7 protein-coding genes and 1 pseudogene are annotated in these 15,795 nt (G+C 34.3%); 5 read left to right on the top strand and 3 right to left on the bottom strand.

The window, feature by feature from the left end:
- Positions 1-2 precede the first annotated feature (2 nt).
- Positions 3-422 carry an rRNA maturation RNase YbeY gene (gene ybeY / locus ABJF52_RS13485; RefSeq protein ID WP_348151167.1) on the bottom strand — a complete coding sequence of 140 codons (420 nt, stop codon included), beginning with the start codon at positions 420-422 and terminating at the stop codon, positions 3-5.
- Positions 415-3,885 (bottom strand): hypothetical protein, encoded by a 3,471-nt coding sequence (locus ABJF52_RS13480; protein WP_348151165.1) that lies wholly within the window; start codon positions 3,883-3,885, stop codon positions 415-417. Before ABJF52_RS13480 ends, ybeY begins: the two co-directional genes overlap by 8 nt.
- A 125-nt stretch (positions 3,886-4,010) precedes the next feature.
- On the opposite strand from ABJF52_RS13480, the gene gltX reads away from it, so the two are divergent.
- Positions 4,011-5,522, top strand: coding sequence for a glutamate--tRNA ligase (gene gltX / locus ABJF52_RS13475; RefSeq protein ID WP_348151163.1), 1,512 nt, complete (start codon positions 4,011-4,013; stop codon positions 5,520-5,522).
- Between the two features lie 111 nt (positions 5,523-5,633).
- Positions 5,634-6,569, top strand: a complete 936-nt coding sequence (locus tag ABJF52_RS13470) for an SPFH domain-containing protein (RefSeq protein WP_348151160.1) — start codon at positions 5,634-5,636, stop codon at positions 6,567-6,569.
- A gap of 100 nt (positions 6,570-6,669) precedes the next feature.
- Here ABJF52_RS13470 and ABJF52_RS13465 read toward each other — a convergent pair whose 3' ends face one another.
- Positions 6,670-8,355, bottom strand: a complete 1,686-nt coding sequence (locus ABJF52_RS13465) for a glutamine--tRNA ligase/YqeY domain fusion protein (RefSeq protein ID WP_348151157.1) — start codon at positions 8,353-8,355, stop codon at positions 6,670-6,672.
- 267 nt (positions 8,356-8,622) lie between these two features.
- Here ABJF52_RS13465 and ABJF52_RS13460 point away from each other — a divergent pair, with 267 nt between their 5' ends.
- From ABJF52_RS13460 to ABJF52_RS13450, 3 genes and pseudogenes are all read left to right on the top strand, one after another.
- Complete coding sequence (locus ABJF52_RS13460) at positions 8,623-10,881, top strand: gliding motility-associated C-terminal domain-containing protein (protein ID WP_348151155.1); 2,259 nt, start codon at positions 8,623-8,625, stop codon at positions 10,879-10,881.
- A 6-nt stretch (positions 10,882-10,887) separates the two neighbouring features.
- Entirely contained in the window at positions 10,888-12,969 is a 2,082-nt protein-coding gene (locus tag ABJF52_RS13455) for a type IX secretion system membrane protein PorP/SprF (protein ID WP_348151152.1), read from the top strand.
- A gap of 16 nt (positions 12,970-12,985) precedes the next feature.
- Positions 12,986-15,795 (top strand): annotated as a pseudogene (locus ABJF52_RS13450) (hypothetical protein); the annotation flags it as partial.

Here is a 15,795-nt window from a genome sequence, read left to right as displayed (position 1 = left end):
ATTTATTGTTCCACGTGGAACATTTTTATCTTTTCCTCTTCCTTTTCACGCATTTGCTTAATATCTCCTTCTGACTTATCCTTATAACCTACGACATGTAAAACACCATGAGCCATAACCCGAAGTAGCTCATTATTAAAGTCAACATCGAAATCTAAGGCGTTATCCTTTACTCTTTCGATTGAAATAAAAATATCAGCAACTATATCACCATCAATCGAATAATCAAAGGTTAATATATCAGTTAACGTATTGTGATTCAAATGTTTAACGTTCAATTCTAATAAATAATTGTCATCACAAAAAATGTAGTTCAATTGATTAACAATTCGCTTCTCGCTTTTCAAAACCCTAAGAAGCCAATCAGTGTATCTAACTTCTTTATCTAAACTAAAATCAATTTCGTAATAATAATCAATCATTATGTTGGAAATACTGCTGTACTTTATTTTGGTAATTCTGCAACAAAGGTAGATCTTGTCTATTTAAAATCTCAATTTCATTTTTGTAATCATCCAAAATGGCTGGTTTTGATGTAATGGGATTTTTAAACAACTCTATATTAGACTTACTTTCTCTTTCTTCCTTTTTACCCTTTTTCATAGCAGCATTTTCTAATTTCAGCAACTCATGTTGTATATTGTTCATCTTATTCTGAGTACGTTGGGTAATACCATTTTCAATAAGATCATTTTCAAAATTTTCCATTTGTCTTAACAATTTTTTAGCCAACTCTTGATCATTTCTATAAATCATATCTTTGAGTTGATTTTCCAATTGTTCCCGAATTAATTGTTGTTCCTTATATATTTCGTACAACTCCTGTAACTCCTGTTCACTAGGTTGTCCTTGACCTGAGCTTCCTCCTTGTCCTTTGCCGCCACCCTTTCCTTTACCTTCTCCTGATTCGCCAGTCTTTTGCCCTTCACCACCTTCTCCTTTATCCCCATCCTGACCATTACTACCATCCTTTCCCTTGCCTGATTTACCCTTCTCACCAGGCTTTTTACCTTCGCCTTGTTGTCCTTCTTGTCCCTCGCCTTGTTTACCTTGACCAGATTGCCCCATTTGCTCCATTTTCTTTTGCAGCTCACCCTGACCCTTAATTATATCTGGAAGTTGAAAATCTTGACCATCACCTTGACCCTTACCCATTTGCATACTTTGTTGCATATTCTCAAGTATTTTAGCCAAGAAATCTGCTAAACTATTTGAAGCATTTAAAACATACTTCTGATAAGACGCTCCTTGAATCAATCGACTTTCCGCCATACTCTCCAAGGTTTTATCCATATTATAATATACTTCTGTAATATGTTCATTTACAAATTCAGAAAGTTCGGCGCGTCTTAAAGACAATGAGAACAAACTATCGTCAATATGCTCAAACAACCCTTTTAATTCTTGTTGTTTTCGAATACTACCTGAAAATTGAGAAACTGAACCATCTATCTCTTTTACTATATCATAAAGATTTTCTTGTTTAAATGAAAAAATAACCAAATTGTCTAAAATTTGACGTAACATCTCTGCATCTTCTGTTACTGCTGATTCGCCACCTGCCGCAGCAGAAGATTGCTGCAATTGTTCGGCCATTTCCCGCATTTTTTGTGCTGCAGACTTTTGCTTTTGAGAAGCATTTTTTTTCGCTTTTTCCTTTTCCTCAGATTCTGAACTTTGATCTATACGCTCATGCTTATTAACTTGTTCTAAAGCTTCCTTTTGATCATTTTTAACTCCAATTTTCTTTTTCTTATCAATATTGAGATCTACTGGCTTTTTTAAAGCCTCATTGTCTTTTTCTAATTCATTTAACTCGTCTGCAAGTTTATTAAACTGATTATTTAGTTTTTTTTGTTCTTTACTAGAAAATTCTTGTCCTATTTTTATTTCTGACAAATAAGCTTGCCTTTCACTCAATTTTTCAAGATCTTTAGCCAATTGAGCTGCTTTTTCAGTAACATAATACCGTTTGGTCAATTCTAACAACTGTTCTAGATTTCTCTCGCTATTTTGTTGCTTTTTACCAATATCTTCGAGTTTTTTCTTTAAATCGACTTTGTTGATTTTATCGGCTATTTTTTGTAATTCCTCCAATAACTTTTGATTCTTTTGTGCTTCTCTTTCTTGTCTTTCTAATCGTTCTTTTAACAACTCATTTAATTTATCATCCTTTTCCCCTTGATCTAAATTTTCTTTTAATTGTTTACTATATTTTTCCATTAAACTTTCTTGTCGTTCTTGTTTTTTTAGAAAGTCCTTTATTTGATTTTGATCATTAAAATTAAATTCGCTTTTTTCTTTTTGTTCTAGATTTATATCCTTTAAAACCTCTTTCTGTTCTTTCAAATCATCTAGGGATTGATCCATATTTTCTAATATAGATTCTTGAAACTTTAATTGTTTATTAAGTAATGCGTCTTGGTCTAATAAAATAGTTGAGAATACTTGACTTTTACTTGCTTTTCCTCCATGAATAGCATCATTATCTATAGCTTCGAAGTAAAAATCATACACCTCACCTTCATTTAATTGTAAACCAGAAGGAAACGTATAATAAAATTCACTAATCCCAGAATTACTCCTTTGAATATCTACTTTTTGTACGTTTTTTGGGTTAGACTTTGAATAACAAATCAACTTTATACTTTTTAGTTTATAATCATCTGAAGCTTTACCTACAAAATAAGAAACATTAGGTTTTAAAGAATCCAAAACTTTTTGAACGCGAATTTTTGGATACTCATCTTTTATCACCTCAAAAGAATACGTCAGATTTTCATAATTTTCTACATGTCTATTACTACTAGCTATTTGATAAGACATATCACTATAAATTCTTTTTGAATAATCAAACTGATTATTACTCCTTATGAAGCTTAAAATAGTATCATTGGTTGAGAAATGAATAACATCAACATATTCTCCAATAATTGTCCAGTTAACTTGAGTTCCTTCAGGAAAAACAGCGTTACCGGTTCCCTTTAAGACTTCTGGTTTTCTATTAATATAATTAGGGAAAGTTAATTTCATTTCGAAGCGCTGTAAAAGAGGAGTTTTTAAAGCGTTTAAACGATAATTTCTAGAACGTACTCCGTTTCCTTCAAAATAATAATCAAAAGAATCTAATGGTGGCGCAAAAGTATACTCAAAGCCACGTACACTCTTTTTCATTATAAACTTTTTACCGTCAACTATAATAAATACAACGTCTGGACGTACATCTCCCTCTGTTTCAACAAAAATCGTATACGATTTTGAATTCAAAACATCACGCCCTTCAGAAAGCATTTTAAAGCGAAATGGAGCTGGCGGATCGAATGCTAAGTCATAATTAACAACCCGCTTATAAGAGCCCACAAATGAGCTTAAATTACCCGAAAACAACACTATCACAAACAAAATAATTGGTGCCGTTAAATACTTGACATACTTAAAATTATCTCTAAAATTTACAGCATTGACAAACGGAACATTTTGCAATTTATTTGAGCGTTGATTTATGCTTGCAATCAATAATTCAGACTCCTCCTTATCACCAACTAAATCTAAAAGATTTATAAGACGATCATCAACTTCTGGAAAATGTTTTCCAATTAAAAGTGAAGCCTCCTTTTTAGATATTCCCCTTTTAACTTTTAACAAATAGAAAATAGGTGTAATTATATACTTATAAAGTAAATAACTACCTATGAGTATAAAAAGCAAAAACAACAATAACCTACCAGTAGAACTTAACCAAAGAAAATATTCTACTCCTAACACACTAAAAAGTAATAGAATTCCTAAACTTAAAAACAAGAGCACTCCCTTTACCAGCATATTTGTATAATAACGCTTGGTAAATTGATTTAACTTATCTAGTATCTTTTGATAACTACTCAAATTCTAGGGTTTTAGCACAATATAAACTAAGCAACAAAACTAGCTAAGAAAATTTTGTTAAAAAGCCTCATTTACATGTTTTGTGGTCCCTTTCAAAATGTATCTTTGCTTTTTAAATTATTATGATGAGTACAAACGTAAGAGTCCGTTTTGCCCCCAGTCCAACTGGCCCTTTACATATAGGCGGTGTAAGAACAGCTTTGTTTAATTATTTGTTTGCAAAAAAACACAGTGGAACTTTTATACTGCGTATAGAAGATACCGATCAAAATAGATATGTAGAAGGTGCTGAACAATATATTATCGACGCCTTAAATTGGTGCGGAATACCCTACGATGAAGGCGTGGAAAAAGAAGGTTCTTTTCCTCCTTATCGTCAAAGTGAACGCAAAGATTTATATAAGAAATATGCCGACCAATTAGTACAAAATGATAAAGCCTATTACGCCTTTGACACCTCAGAATCATTAGACAACTATAGAAAGGAACATGAAGCAAAAGGTAAAACTTTTATATACAATTGGCATAATAGACCTAAACTAACAAATTCATTGTCACTAAGCGATGCAGATACAAAAGCCAAACTTGCCTCAAATATTCCTTATGTTATACGGTTTAAAACTCCTCAAGATAAAAAGTTAATTCTTAATGACTTAATTCGAGGAAAAATTGAGATTGACACTAATATTCTTGATGATAAGGTTCTATTTAAATCAGATGGTATGCCGACCTATCATTTAGCCAATATTGTTGATGATCATTTAATGGAGATATCTCATGTTATTCGAGGTGAAGAATGGTTACCATCTTTAGCACTTCACAAGCAATTATATGATGCTTTTGGATGGCAAAGCCCAGAATTTGCTCATTTACCGCTAATAATGAAACCAGTAGGAAAAGGAAAACTAAGCAAGCGTGATGGAGATAAACTTGGCTTTCCTGTATTTCCTTTGTCTTGGAATGAATCAGTAGGTTATAAAGAAGCGGGATATTTTCCTGAAGCAGTAATCAACTTTTTAGCACTCTTAGGTTGGAACCCAGGCACAGAACAAGAAATTTTTAGTCTTAATGAACTGATTCAATCTTTTGATCTAAATCGTGTAAACAAATCTGGTGCACGATTTGATCCTGATAAAACCAAATGGTATAATCAACATTATTTACAGAACAAATCAAATAAGGAGTTAGCAAACTTATTTCTCCCAACTTTAGAAAAGAAACTAGGCACCGCTACTAATAAACTAAATATAGAAAATGTTGAACGAATAGTTTCTTTAATTAAAGAGCGGGCATCTTTTGTTACAGATTTCTGGGAACTCTCAGACTACTTTTTTATGACTCCAACTAGTTATGGAGAAAAAGCTGTAAAAAAACAATGGAAAGAGAATACACCGGAGCTCATGAGTGAAGTATTGACGCTAATTAGCAATATAGATAATTTTACATCCACTATTATTGAAAAAACGATTAAAGACTGGATCACTTTAAAAGAATTACCTTTTGGCAAAGTTATGGCTCCTCTACGGCTTGTTATTGTCGGAGACATGAAAGGTCCTCATTTATTTGACATCATTGAGTTGATTGGCAAAGACCAAAGTATATCTAGAATATCAAATGCCTTAAAAATGCTTAACTAATTGCTATTCTGTAAAATAAACACCCAAATACTGTAACATTATTATAAATAGTACTACAGATATTATAAACTCTTAGTATATTCATAATCATTAACTAAAACACACTTAATTATGGGAAGTTTTATTTGGGTTCCAATTTTATTTTTTATCGTTGTTGCTTTTATATCCACTGTTTTTATAGTCAAACAACAAACTGCTGTAATTATTGAAACCTTTGGACGTTTTACGAGCGTCAGAAACTCAGGTATTCAATTTAAAATACCGTTCGTTCAACGTATTGCCGCTCGCATTGGTTTAAAGATTCAACAACTTGACGTTATTATTGAAACAAAGACATTAGATGATGTATTCGTAAAGCTCAAAGTGTCTGTACAATATGTAGTCATTAAAGAAAAAGTATATGAAGCTTTTTATAAATTAGAATACCCACATGATCAAATCACCTCTTATGTATTCGACGTGGTACGTGCAGAAGTGCCTAAGATGAAATTAGACGATGTTTTTGTAAAAAAAGATGATATTGCTATTGCTGTAAAAGCAGAGCTACAAGATGCAATGTTAGACTATGGATATGATATTATAAAAACACTAGTAACCGATATTGATCCGGATGCTCAGGTTAAGGAAGCTATGAATCGGATAAATGCATCAGAAAGAGAAAAGATTGCAGCTCAGTTTGAAGGTGATGCAGCTAGAATTTTAATAGTAGAAAAAGCCAAAGCGGAAGCAGAAAGTAAAAGGTTGCAAGGACAAGGTATTGCCGATCAACGAAGAGAAATAGCCAGAGGATTAGAGGAGTCAGTAGAAGTTTTAAATAAAGTAGGTATAAATTCACAAGAGGCCTCTGCGCTTATCGTTGTTACACAGCATTATGATACTTTACAATCTATAGGTGAAGAAACAAACACCAATTTGATACTTCTTCCGAATTCACCACAGGCCGGTAGCGATATGTTAAACAACATGGTAGCCTCTTTTACTGCAAGCAATATGATTGGTGAATCTATGAAAAAGACAAATAAACCGAAGAAAGACACAAACAATTAGAAATATATAAAAACGAGTTTCAAAAGATAGACCTCTTTTGAAACTCGTTTATTTTACTAGTCATTTCTAAATAATCCCAATTGGTTTATTTATCGTATAATTAATCTTTCTGTTGTATTTTGGCCCAAGAATCTCGTAATCCTACAGTTCGGTTAAAAACCAATTTCTCAGGGGTAGTATCTTTATCAACACAGAAATAACCTAATCTTTGAAATTGAACACGATCTTGAGGTTTTGCATCTATCAGACTCGGCTCTAAATATCCAGTAATTGATTCTAAAGACTCTGGGTTAACAAAATCCATAAAATCTTTGTCTTTATGCGTGTCAGGACTTTCATCTGTGAATAAACGATCGTAAAGTCTAACTTCAGATTCTAGTGCATGAGCAATGGACACCCAATGCAAAGTTCCTTTTACTTTTCTAAGACTTTCTTCAGTTCCACTACCACTTTTACTTTTAGTATCATAAGTGCATTGAACCTCAATAACATTACCATTCTCGTCTTTTGTACAACTCTCTGCCTTTATGATATAGCCATTCTTTAATCGTACCTCTTTGCCTAATTTTAATCGGAAAAACTTCTTATTGGCTTCTTCTCTGAAATCCGCTTTTTCAATATATATTTCTCTTGAAAATGGCACCTCTCTAGTCCCAGCAGAATCATCTTCTGGGTTATTTTCAGCAGTTAACCATTCTACCTCTCCTTCAGGATAATTAGTAATCACCACTTTTAATGGATCCAAAACAGCCATAACTCTAGGAGCCACTTTATTTAAATGTTCGCGGACATGAAATTCCAATAAGGATACATCTATTAAATTATCACGCTTGGCAATTCCAATAGTATCCGCAAAATTACGAATAGACTCTGGCGTATAACCTCTTCTTCTCAACCCTGAAATGGTTGGCATTCGAGGGTCATCCCATCCTTGTACAACATCTTCTTCTACTAATTTTAATAACTTTCTTTTGCTAACAACGGTATGACTTAAGTTTCTCCGTGCAAATTCTCGTTGTTTAGGCCTCACCTTACTTTCATCAATAATTTGATCTAAAAACCAATTATACAACTCGCGGTGTGGAAGAAATTCAAGCGTACATAGCGAATGTGAAACTTGTTCAATATAATCACTCTCACCATGTGTCCAGTCGTACATTGGGTAAATACACCAATCGGTATTAGTGCGATGATGTGCACTATGTAAAACGCGATATATGATAGGGTCTCGCATCAACATATTTGTTGACGCCATATCTATCTTCGCACGTAATACATGTTCTCCTTCTTGAAACTTACCATCCTTCATGTCCTGAAACAATTCCAAATTTTCGGAAACTGTGCGATTTCTAAATGGACCATTTACCCCTGGTTCAGTTGGTGTACCTTTTTGGATAGCCATTTCTTCAGAACTTTGACTATCAACATATGCTTTATCTGCTTTAATTAAATCTACTGCCCATTCATAGAGTTGTTGAAAATAATCAGATGAATACCGCTCGGTATCCCAGTGATAACCAAGCCAATGAACATCACGCTTTATAGCATCTACATACTCTTGTTCTTCTTTTGCAGGATTGGTATCATCAAAACGCAAATTTACAGGAGCATTATACTTTTCTCCAAGCCCAAAATTTAAACAAATAGAACTCGCATGCCCTATATGTAAATATCCGTTTGGTTCTGGCGGAAAACGAAATCGTAAAGCCTCTTTAGAAAAGCCATTTTCTATGTCTTCCTCAATTATGTGCTCTATAAAATTCAATGATTTTGGACTATCACTCATACCCGAATTTTTAGGAAACACAAAGGTAGCTAAAATGCAACTATGTGTAAGATAAAAAGTGCCAAGCATACAAATTCGTCTGTTTCACAACGTTTTTGGGGTACGCCACAACATTAACTTCTACAGCCTATAATTATATAACATATTTGTTGTTGAATACAAGGGCTAGAGAATTAACTATCAATTCTCAAATTAAAAACAAACACAAAGTTTTATCAACGATCCCCATCGAAGACTAAACTGGTAGTATTTAAACTACGACTACTTATGAGACCAAAAAAACATTACAGCCTTCAAATAGTTTTGATAGCGTTTATGCTTTTCGGTGCATTTCAAGCTTCTGCTCAACTTATAGCAAATCTTGAAGTTGTTCCTGCAGATAATCCCGATACTGGCGGATCAGCATGGAATAAAATATGTGCCGGAAACAATGGAAATTTTAATCAATACTTTGCATGGGCTGCATTCGATGGTGCATCAAACTCAGGTAATGAATGGATATTAGAACTTTCTGATGCATCTGGAGATTTTTCAAACCCAATAGAATTAGCAAAAGAAACTAGCGATGCAGTTGTTAAGTCACCCGGTCGTGGTTTTGAATTTTCAATTCCAACTGATACAAGAGGTGCTGGTTATAAGCTTAGAGTAAGAAGTACTGACCCCGTTGCCTCTGCAGAAAGCACATTGAGTTATAGCATGTATTACATGGATCACGTATCGAACCTTACGATAACACATGACGGTAGTACATCTCCTCAAGCTACCATAATTAGTACGGACCCAATTACATTATCTGTAGTAAATTTAACAGACGTAAATACCTATCAGTATCAATGGTACAAAGACCTTACTTTATTAGTGGGTGAGACAGGACCAACTTTAAATGTCACTGAAGGAGGAATGTACTTTGCACAAATTGATTATGGCGACTGTTCAGATAATGGTACAACTCAGTCTAACATGCCAGATATTTGCATTGGTGCTGTAGGAGGAAGTACAAGTATAGATACTCCAAGTAAAACAGCATTATGTTCAAGTGATACAGAAGTCTTAACAGTGACTACATCTTTTGGCTCTCCAGATTACCAATGGTTAAAAGATGGTACTGAAATACCTGGTGCTACTGCAGCTACTTACACTGTAGACGGATCAAGTTCTTCATTTGAAGGAGATTATCAAGTAAGTGTTTCTGAAAGTGGTAACTGCCCTGAGGTTTCTGCTGCAATTACATTTACAAACTCAGACAATTTTACAGTAACATCTGTAAACGATGCAAACATTGTACTATTACCAGGAGACACTGAAACATTAAGCGTTACAACTAATGCAACGACCCCGACATTTCAATGGTATAGAAATGGAAGTGCAATATCTGGAGCTACAAGCATTAATTATAATGCAACTCAAGAAGGAACTTATTATGTAGCTGTAACCCAGCCAGCAGGATCTTGTCCTAATCCAACAACAATAAATTCTGATAATACAGAGGTAATTTCACCTTCTTCATTTGAAATAATTATAGATTATGGCACAAGTTATACTGTATGTACAGACACTAGTGCTTCTGTAGATGTTACCACCATTAATGCCGTACTTTCTGATGGAAGTACAATAGACGTTACTACTGATGTTGTATCCAGTTTCTCCTATCAATGGCAACTAGATGGTACAAATGTTAGTGGTTCTACTGATACGAGCATTTATCTTACTGATGTAGCGGAAAATGGAGATTATACTGTAGATGGCACATTAAATACATTTAATGCTACCTCGAACAGCTTACCGATACAGTTATTAACAAACGAAACACTAGCTATTACGAGCACAAGTACTATTTACTGTAGCGCTTCGGACATCGTTACAATAAATACTTCAACAGATTTAACTGGAGAATCTTATCAATGGCAACTTGATGGAACTTCAATTAACACAACAGATACGGCACTAGATGTTACACAACCTGGCACCTATCGTTTGGTAATAGACAAAAACGGTTGCGATTTAATTTCAAATGAAATAGCTATTACTCCATTAGACCCAGAACTTATAACACTAGACCCTGAGGGAACTTTAGTTTTTCCTGAAGGAACGACAAGAACAGTAACTGCAAGTGGTGGTACAGCTTATCACTGGTACGATATCAATAATGTAGAACTAAGTAATACTAGTACTGTTGATATCGATACGGAAGGAGATTACATCTTAATTGCCAATATTGATAATTGTGAAATTACAAAGCAATTTTCAGCTGAATATTTAGACACATTCAAAGTTCCAAATGTAATTACCCCAAATGCCGACGGATATAATGATCAATGGATACTACCAAATTCTTATTCCAACAAAGCTGATGTATCCGTAATTATCTATTCCGAAAACGGAGAAGAGGTTTTAAACATTCAGGATTACAAAAACGATTGGCCTACTTCGGCAAGTTCATTCCCAGCTCAAAACATGGTTTTTTACTATGTGATTAAGAATGCAACAGAAACATTAAAACAAGGTACCATTACAGTTATACGATAACCTATCATGAAACAAATAAAAAACATATTTCTTTTTTTGATAACGGCTTTGGTGTTTGCAAATGTAAATGCTCAAGAAGATGAGCCGCTATTACCCTATAAAGTGGCTCCACAAAATTTATTAAAATTTAATCGATTTTTAATAAATCCTACTTTTTCAACTGTTCAAGAAGACAAATCATACATTAACTTCTTCCACAGAAACCAATCAGTACAATTCAATAATAACGATCAAACATATTTTGTAAGTTATAGTGGTAGAATAGGGGATAGGAATGGATTAGGTCTTAGTCTCTATAGCCAGAAAAAAGGGCTTGTATCTAACATTGGTGTTTTAGCCAACTATGCTTATGGGCTTAAATTAAGCGATAAAAGTAATTTCACATTCGGTGCAAATCTAGCTTATTATAATACAGGTTATAATCAAAATTCAGCTAACCCAATTGATATTAATGACCCTTTATTAAGCGGTACGGATGACAGTAATGTTCTTTCTTTTCAACCTGGTTTTAATCTTTCTTATGGCCAATTCGATTTTGGTGCTTTTGCAGAAAACCTTTTAGATTATAATTTAAAAACAAATGAACAATTAACCAGTTTTGCTGATAAAACATATTCCGCTCATTTACAATATACTCATCCATTTAAAAATGGAGATGGAATTATGGAAGGAGCAAGATTAATGCCTTTGGCTAGAGTACGTTTAAATGCGCAAAACGGCCAAACTACAGAAAACTCACAAGACTTATCCTATGGCGGTGGAATGATTTTAGATCTTCCTAAGCTTGGTTGGTTACAAGGTGGATATGATAGTTTTTATGGAGCATCAGCAGGAGCTGGTTTCAATTTAAACAAGCGCCTTTCCTTAGGATACAATATGGAAAAAGGCTTTGGAACTGACTTCAACAATCTAGGTGTAACTCATGAAATATCATTTGCCTATTCATTTACACCAAATTTAACGGAGGACCGTGTAATGCTTGAGGATAATGAAGAAGAATTGGTTGAAGAAGAATTAACAACTGATGATCTAGCTACTAATGAAGAAATAGAAAAGCTAAAAAAGAAGCTTGAAGAAAACGATGAGATTATTGCTGAACTAATGTTTAGACAAGATTCTTTGGAAGCGAATCGTCAAAAAGATTTAGAAAGACGTTTTAACATGGTTATGAAGATGGTTCGTAATGAAACCAAGGGTGAAAGACCTGACCTTGAAAAAAGAGCACAAGATATGTTCTTAACAGGTCAAGACAATGCGACGCTAGTCCATAACAGTACAGGCAACGATGGGTATATACCAAATAGTACGAACAACTCAAAGAAAAATAATTCCGGACCGAATTACGCAAATGATGTAACACAAAAAAGGGATGCAGTAGCCACTACAAATAGTGTTGTAGGACAAGATGGTAAAATTGTTAAAAGTAGAAAATTTAGAGACCTTGATGGTGTAACAGATGGATACTATGTTGTTGCCAATGTTTATAAAGGAGGACAATACATGGATAAGTTTATGGATAACTTATCCAGTAAAGGTCTTAATCCAGATTATATAGACAACCCAAATAATGGACTAAAATATGTTTACCTCGAAAGATATGACACATGGGATGATGCCTTAGCTGCGCACCAAAGTCAAATGAATGGCGAATATAATGGTGACTTATGGATTATGAATGTTGACAATAAATATTCAAATGAAGCCTACGCGGCAAACGTTGATAAAATAAATGAGAAAGCAGATAAATATGGCAATGACGTTTTACAACAAAATGTAATTGTACAAGACAAATTATCTGGGGTTGAACCTGAAGCACAATCTTATGATTTAGATGGTGTAGGATCAGGTTATTACATTATTGCAAATGTGTTTTCTAGTCCAAAAAACGCCAAACGTTTTGTAAAAATTCTCAACTCATATGGTTTAAGTGCCGGATACTTTATAAATCCTGAAAATAATTGGAGATATGTTTATTTAAAGAAGCACGAATCTTGGAACAATGCCTTGATATCGTACTACTCAAAAATAAATGATTCATATGACGATAAGATGTGGATTATGCGCGTTACTCCAAACTTAATAACCTAACAAGTTCACCCACTAGATGACCAAATTAAATACCAAAAACCTATTCTTTCTTCTTTTGTTGTTTCTGTCTTGTGCGGGAATGGCTCAAGAATATAACAACTTTGAAATTCGTTATCAAAACAACATCAAAGGTGACCTAACTTTTATTAGCAATAACATTGTAAATAGAGACAACGGTAATGGCCAACGACCAGAAGATGCCTATAACAATACTGGAAACTCTTCAACATACAATGACTGGTTAGACATGCAGTATATTGATGTTGATTCAGATGGTTCAACATTTAGCTCAAGTAGCGCAACCTTTAGTTTTCCAGACCCAACCTGTAACCTTGTTCGTTATGCAGGTCTTTATTGGTCTGCAACCTATCCCAGCCAACAAGCAGGACAAACTATTGGCACTAATAGACAAAACGACTTTAATCAAGTACGCCTTAGAGTACCGGGTTCCGCCAGTTATACAAATATTACGGCAGATGAAATTTTGTATGATGGTTTTACAAGCGGAGATGCTACCGTTCGGTTAAACAGTCCATACGCCTGTTATGCAGATATAACATCAATAATCACAGGTTTAGCAAACCCAACTGGTGAATATACTGTAGCAAATGTTAGGTCTGTAGTAGGTTCTTTATCCCCTGGTGGTGGTGCAGCCGGAGGGTGGACCTTAGTAGTGGTATATGAAAACCCTAATCTAACAGGTAAATTAATTACAACTTTTGATGGTTTTGCAAGGGTAAGAAATGAAAACCCTATTGTTAATATCAATTATAGTGGATTCAATACTATTCCTGTTGGTCCAGTTCGTGCAAACATAGGAGTAGCTGCATTAGAAGGTGATAATAGAATTACTGGAGACAGAATGCGAATTCGGGAAACTGCGGCGGAACCATATACTCAAATAAGTAATGGTGCAAACCCGGGAAACAACTTTTTCAATAGTAATATTACCCTTAATGGTGCTGTTACCACAAATAGAAACCCTAATAGTGTAAACACTTTAGGTTACGACACAGATATTCTAGTTCTCAACAACCCAGCTAATTCGGTGATTGATAACGATGCAACCCAAGCAACATTTCAATTTAGAAGTACTGGTGATCAATATTATCCCTTTTTTAATTCTTTTAATGTAGAAATCATTGAGCCTGATATTGTTTTAGAAAAACGAGTAGAAGATATTGCAGGGAACGATATTACTGGCTTGGGTGTAAATTTAGGTCAAATTCTAGATTACGTATTAACCTTTGAAAATATTGGAAATGATGATGCTGAAAATTATGTAATACGAGATGTTCTACCACTTAATGTAACTTTAGATGAGCTGAACATTATTATGCCTACTGGCGTAACGTATGTTTACACACCAGGAGATAGGACAATCACATTTTCAATACCGGATAACATTGTTGAAGAAGGTGATACTTCTCGTTCCATACGTATGCGCGTGCAAGTAGCAGAAAACTGTTTTGACTTTATTGATGCTTGTTCTGATTTGATTCAAAACTTGGCATATTCAACCTACCAAGGAGAAATAAACAACAATGTAATTTCAGATGACCCAAGTGTAACTGATTTTAATTCTTGTGGCTTTATTGTTCCAGGAGCTACTAACTTCTTGTTAGATGATTTGTCTGATTGTAACTTTAGAAGAACAGTTCAATTGTGTGGAGACAGTATTGTATTAGATGCTGGAGACAACTTTGATGATTATGTTTGGGTTAGCGATGATAATAACAATGGAATTTTAGATGCTTCGGATACTGTATTAAATGATGGTAATCCGGATGGCGATGAGAGCACATTAGTTATTAGTGCAACTGGCACATACATCGTAGACAAAATTGTTGCTGACCCCTGTAAAGGATTTAAAGAAATATTTGATGTAGAACTTTTTGGTTCTACGCAATCCAACCCAATTGTAGATTGGTTTAACACCACAAATTCTGATGCAGATCCAACAAATGATATACAGGGACAAATTGTAACTTGTAGTGTTGATGGTGATTTATTACCTGAAATATTTCTATGTGGAACCACCGATTCTCAGCTAATTAATATTAATATCAGTGATGCACAAAGAATAGATTGGGAACGTTTGGATGAAGGAAGTTGTTCTGCAGCTCCTGGAGGTTGTGCCAATAAGAACCAAACTTGTGATTGGGATCTTGTTACATCAGGTAGTGACTTTGATGTAAATACCGCTGGAAAATACCGATTGGTAATTAATTATCAAAACGGTTGTTTTAGTCGTTTTTACTTTGATGTTTATCAAAATAATTTAAACATTGAATATAATACTAATGATATCATTTGTACCACAGATGGAAATATTACCATTACTAATTTAGGAGCTAATTACGGTTACCAATTAGTTGATATAACCAATAACAGTATTGTAGTTCCGTTTAGCTCAAACAATGGCCCTAGCTTCGACTTTGGAACCGGTGATAGTGGTTCTTATAGAGTGGACGTTGTACAATTAGATGGTTCTGGAAATCCAATAGATGGAGCGTGTATTTTTAGTACCCCAGAAATAGGTATTATCGAACGAGATTTTCAAGTAGAAATTGAAACCACTCCAGCAAATTGTAATAACCAAGGTACTATAAAAATTGACGTTTTAAATGTTGAACCTAATTATTCCTATACGCTTAAACTCGCTGATGGCACCTTAGTTGATGATGAAACTGCTCAACCTGACAACACTTATACTTTTAATGTAAATGCTGGGGATTATATTGTTGAAGTTGCAACTGACGAAGGTTGTTTTGACACCCAGAACATTACAGTTGACCGTACTCCTGATCCTACTTTAACCGCGGT

It is taken from the genome of Aurantibacter sp., assembly GCF_039941195.1.
Lineage (GTDB): Bacteria > Bacteroidota > Bacteroidia > Flavobacteriales > Flavobacteriaceae > Aurantibacter_A.
The sequence above is the reverse complement of the archived record's forward strand: the minus strand, read 5'-3'. Positions and strand labels throughout refer to the sequence as shown.

Coding starts and splice junctions, on each gene's coding strand:
- ybeY (WP_348151167.1), bottom strand. CDS start 422: ATGATTGATTATTATTACGAAATTGATTTTAGTTTAGATAAAGAAGTT.
- gltX (WP_348151163.1), top strand. CDS start 4,011: ATGAGTACAAACGTAAGAGTCCGTTTTGCCCCCAGTCCAACTGGCCCT.
- ABJF52_RS13470 (WP_348151160.1), top strand. CDS start 5,634: ATGGGAAGTTTTATTTGGGTTCCAATTTTATTTTTTATCGTTGTTGCT.
- ABJF52_RS13465 (WP_348151157.1), bottom strand. CDS start 8,355: ATGAGTGATAGTCCAAAATCATTGAATTTTATAGAGCACATAATTGAG.
- ABJF52_RS13460 (WP_348151155.1), top strand. CDS start 8,623: ATGAGACCAAAAAAACATTACAGCCTTCAAATAGTTTTGATAGCGTTT.
- ABJF52_RS13455 (WP_348151152.1), top strand. CDS start 10,888: ATGAAACAAATAAAAAACATATTTCTTTTTTTGATAACGGCTTTGGTG.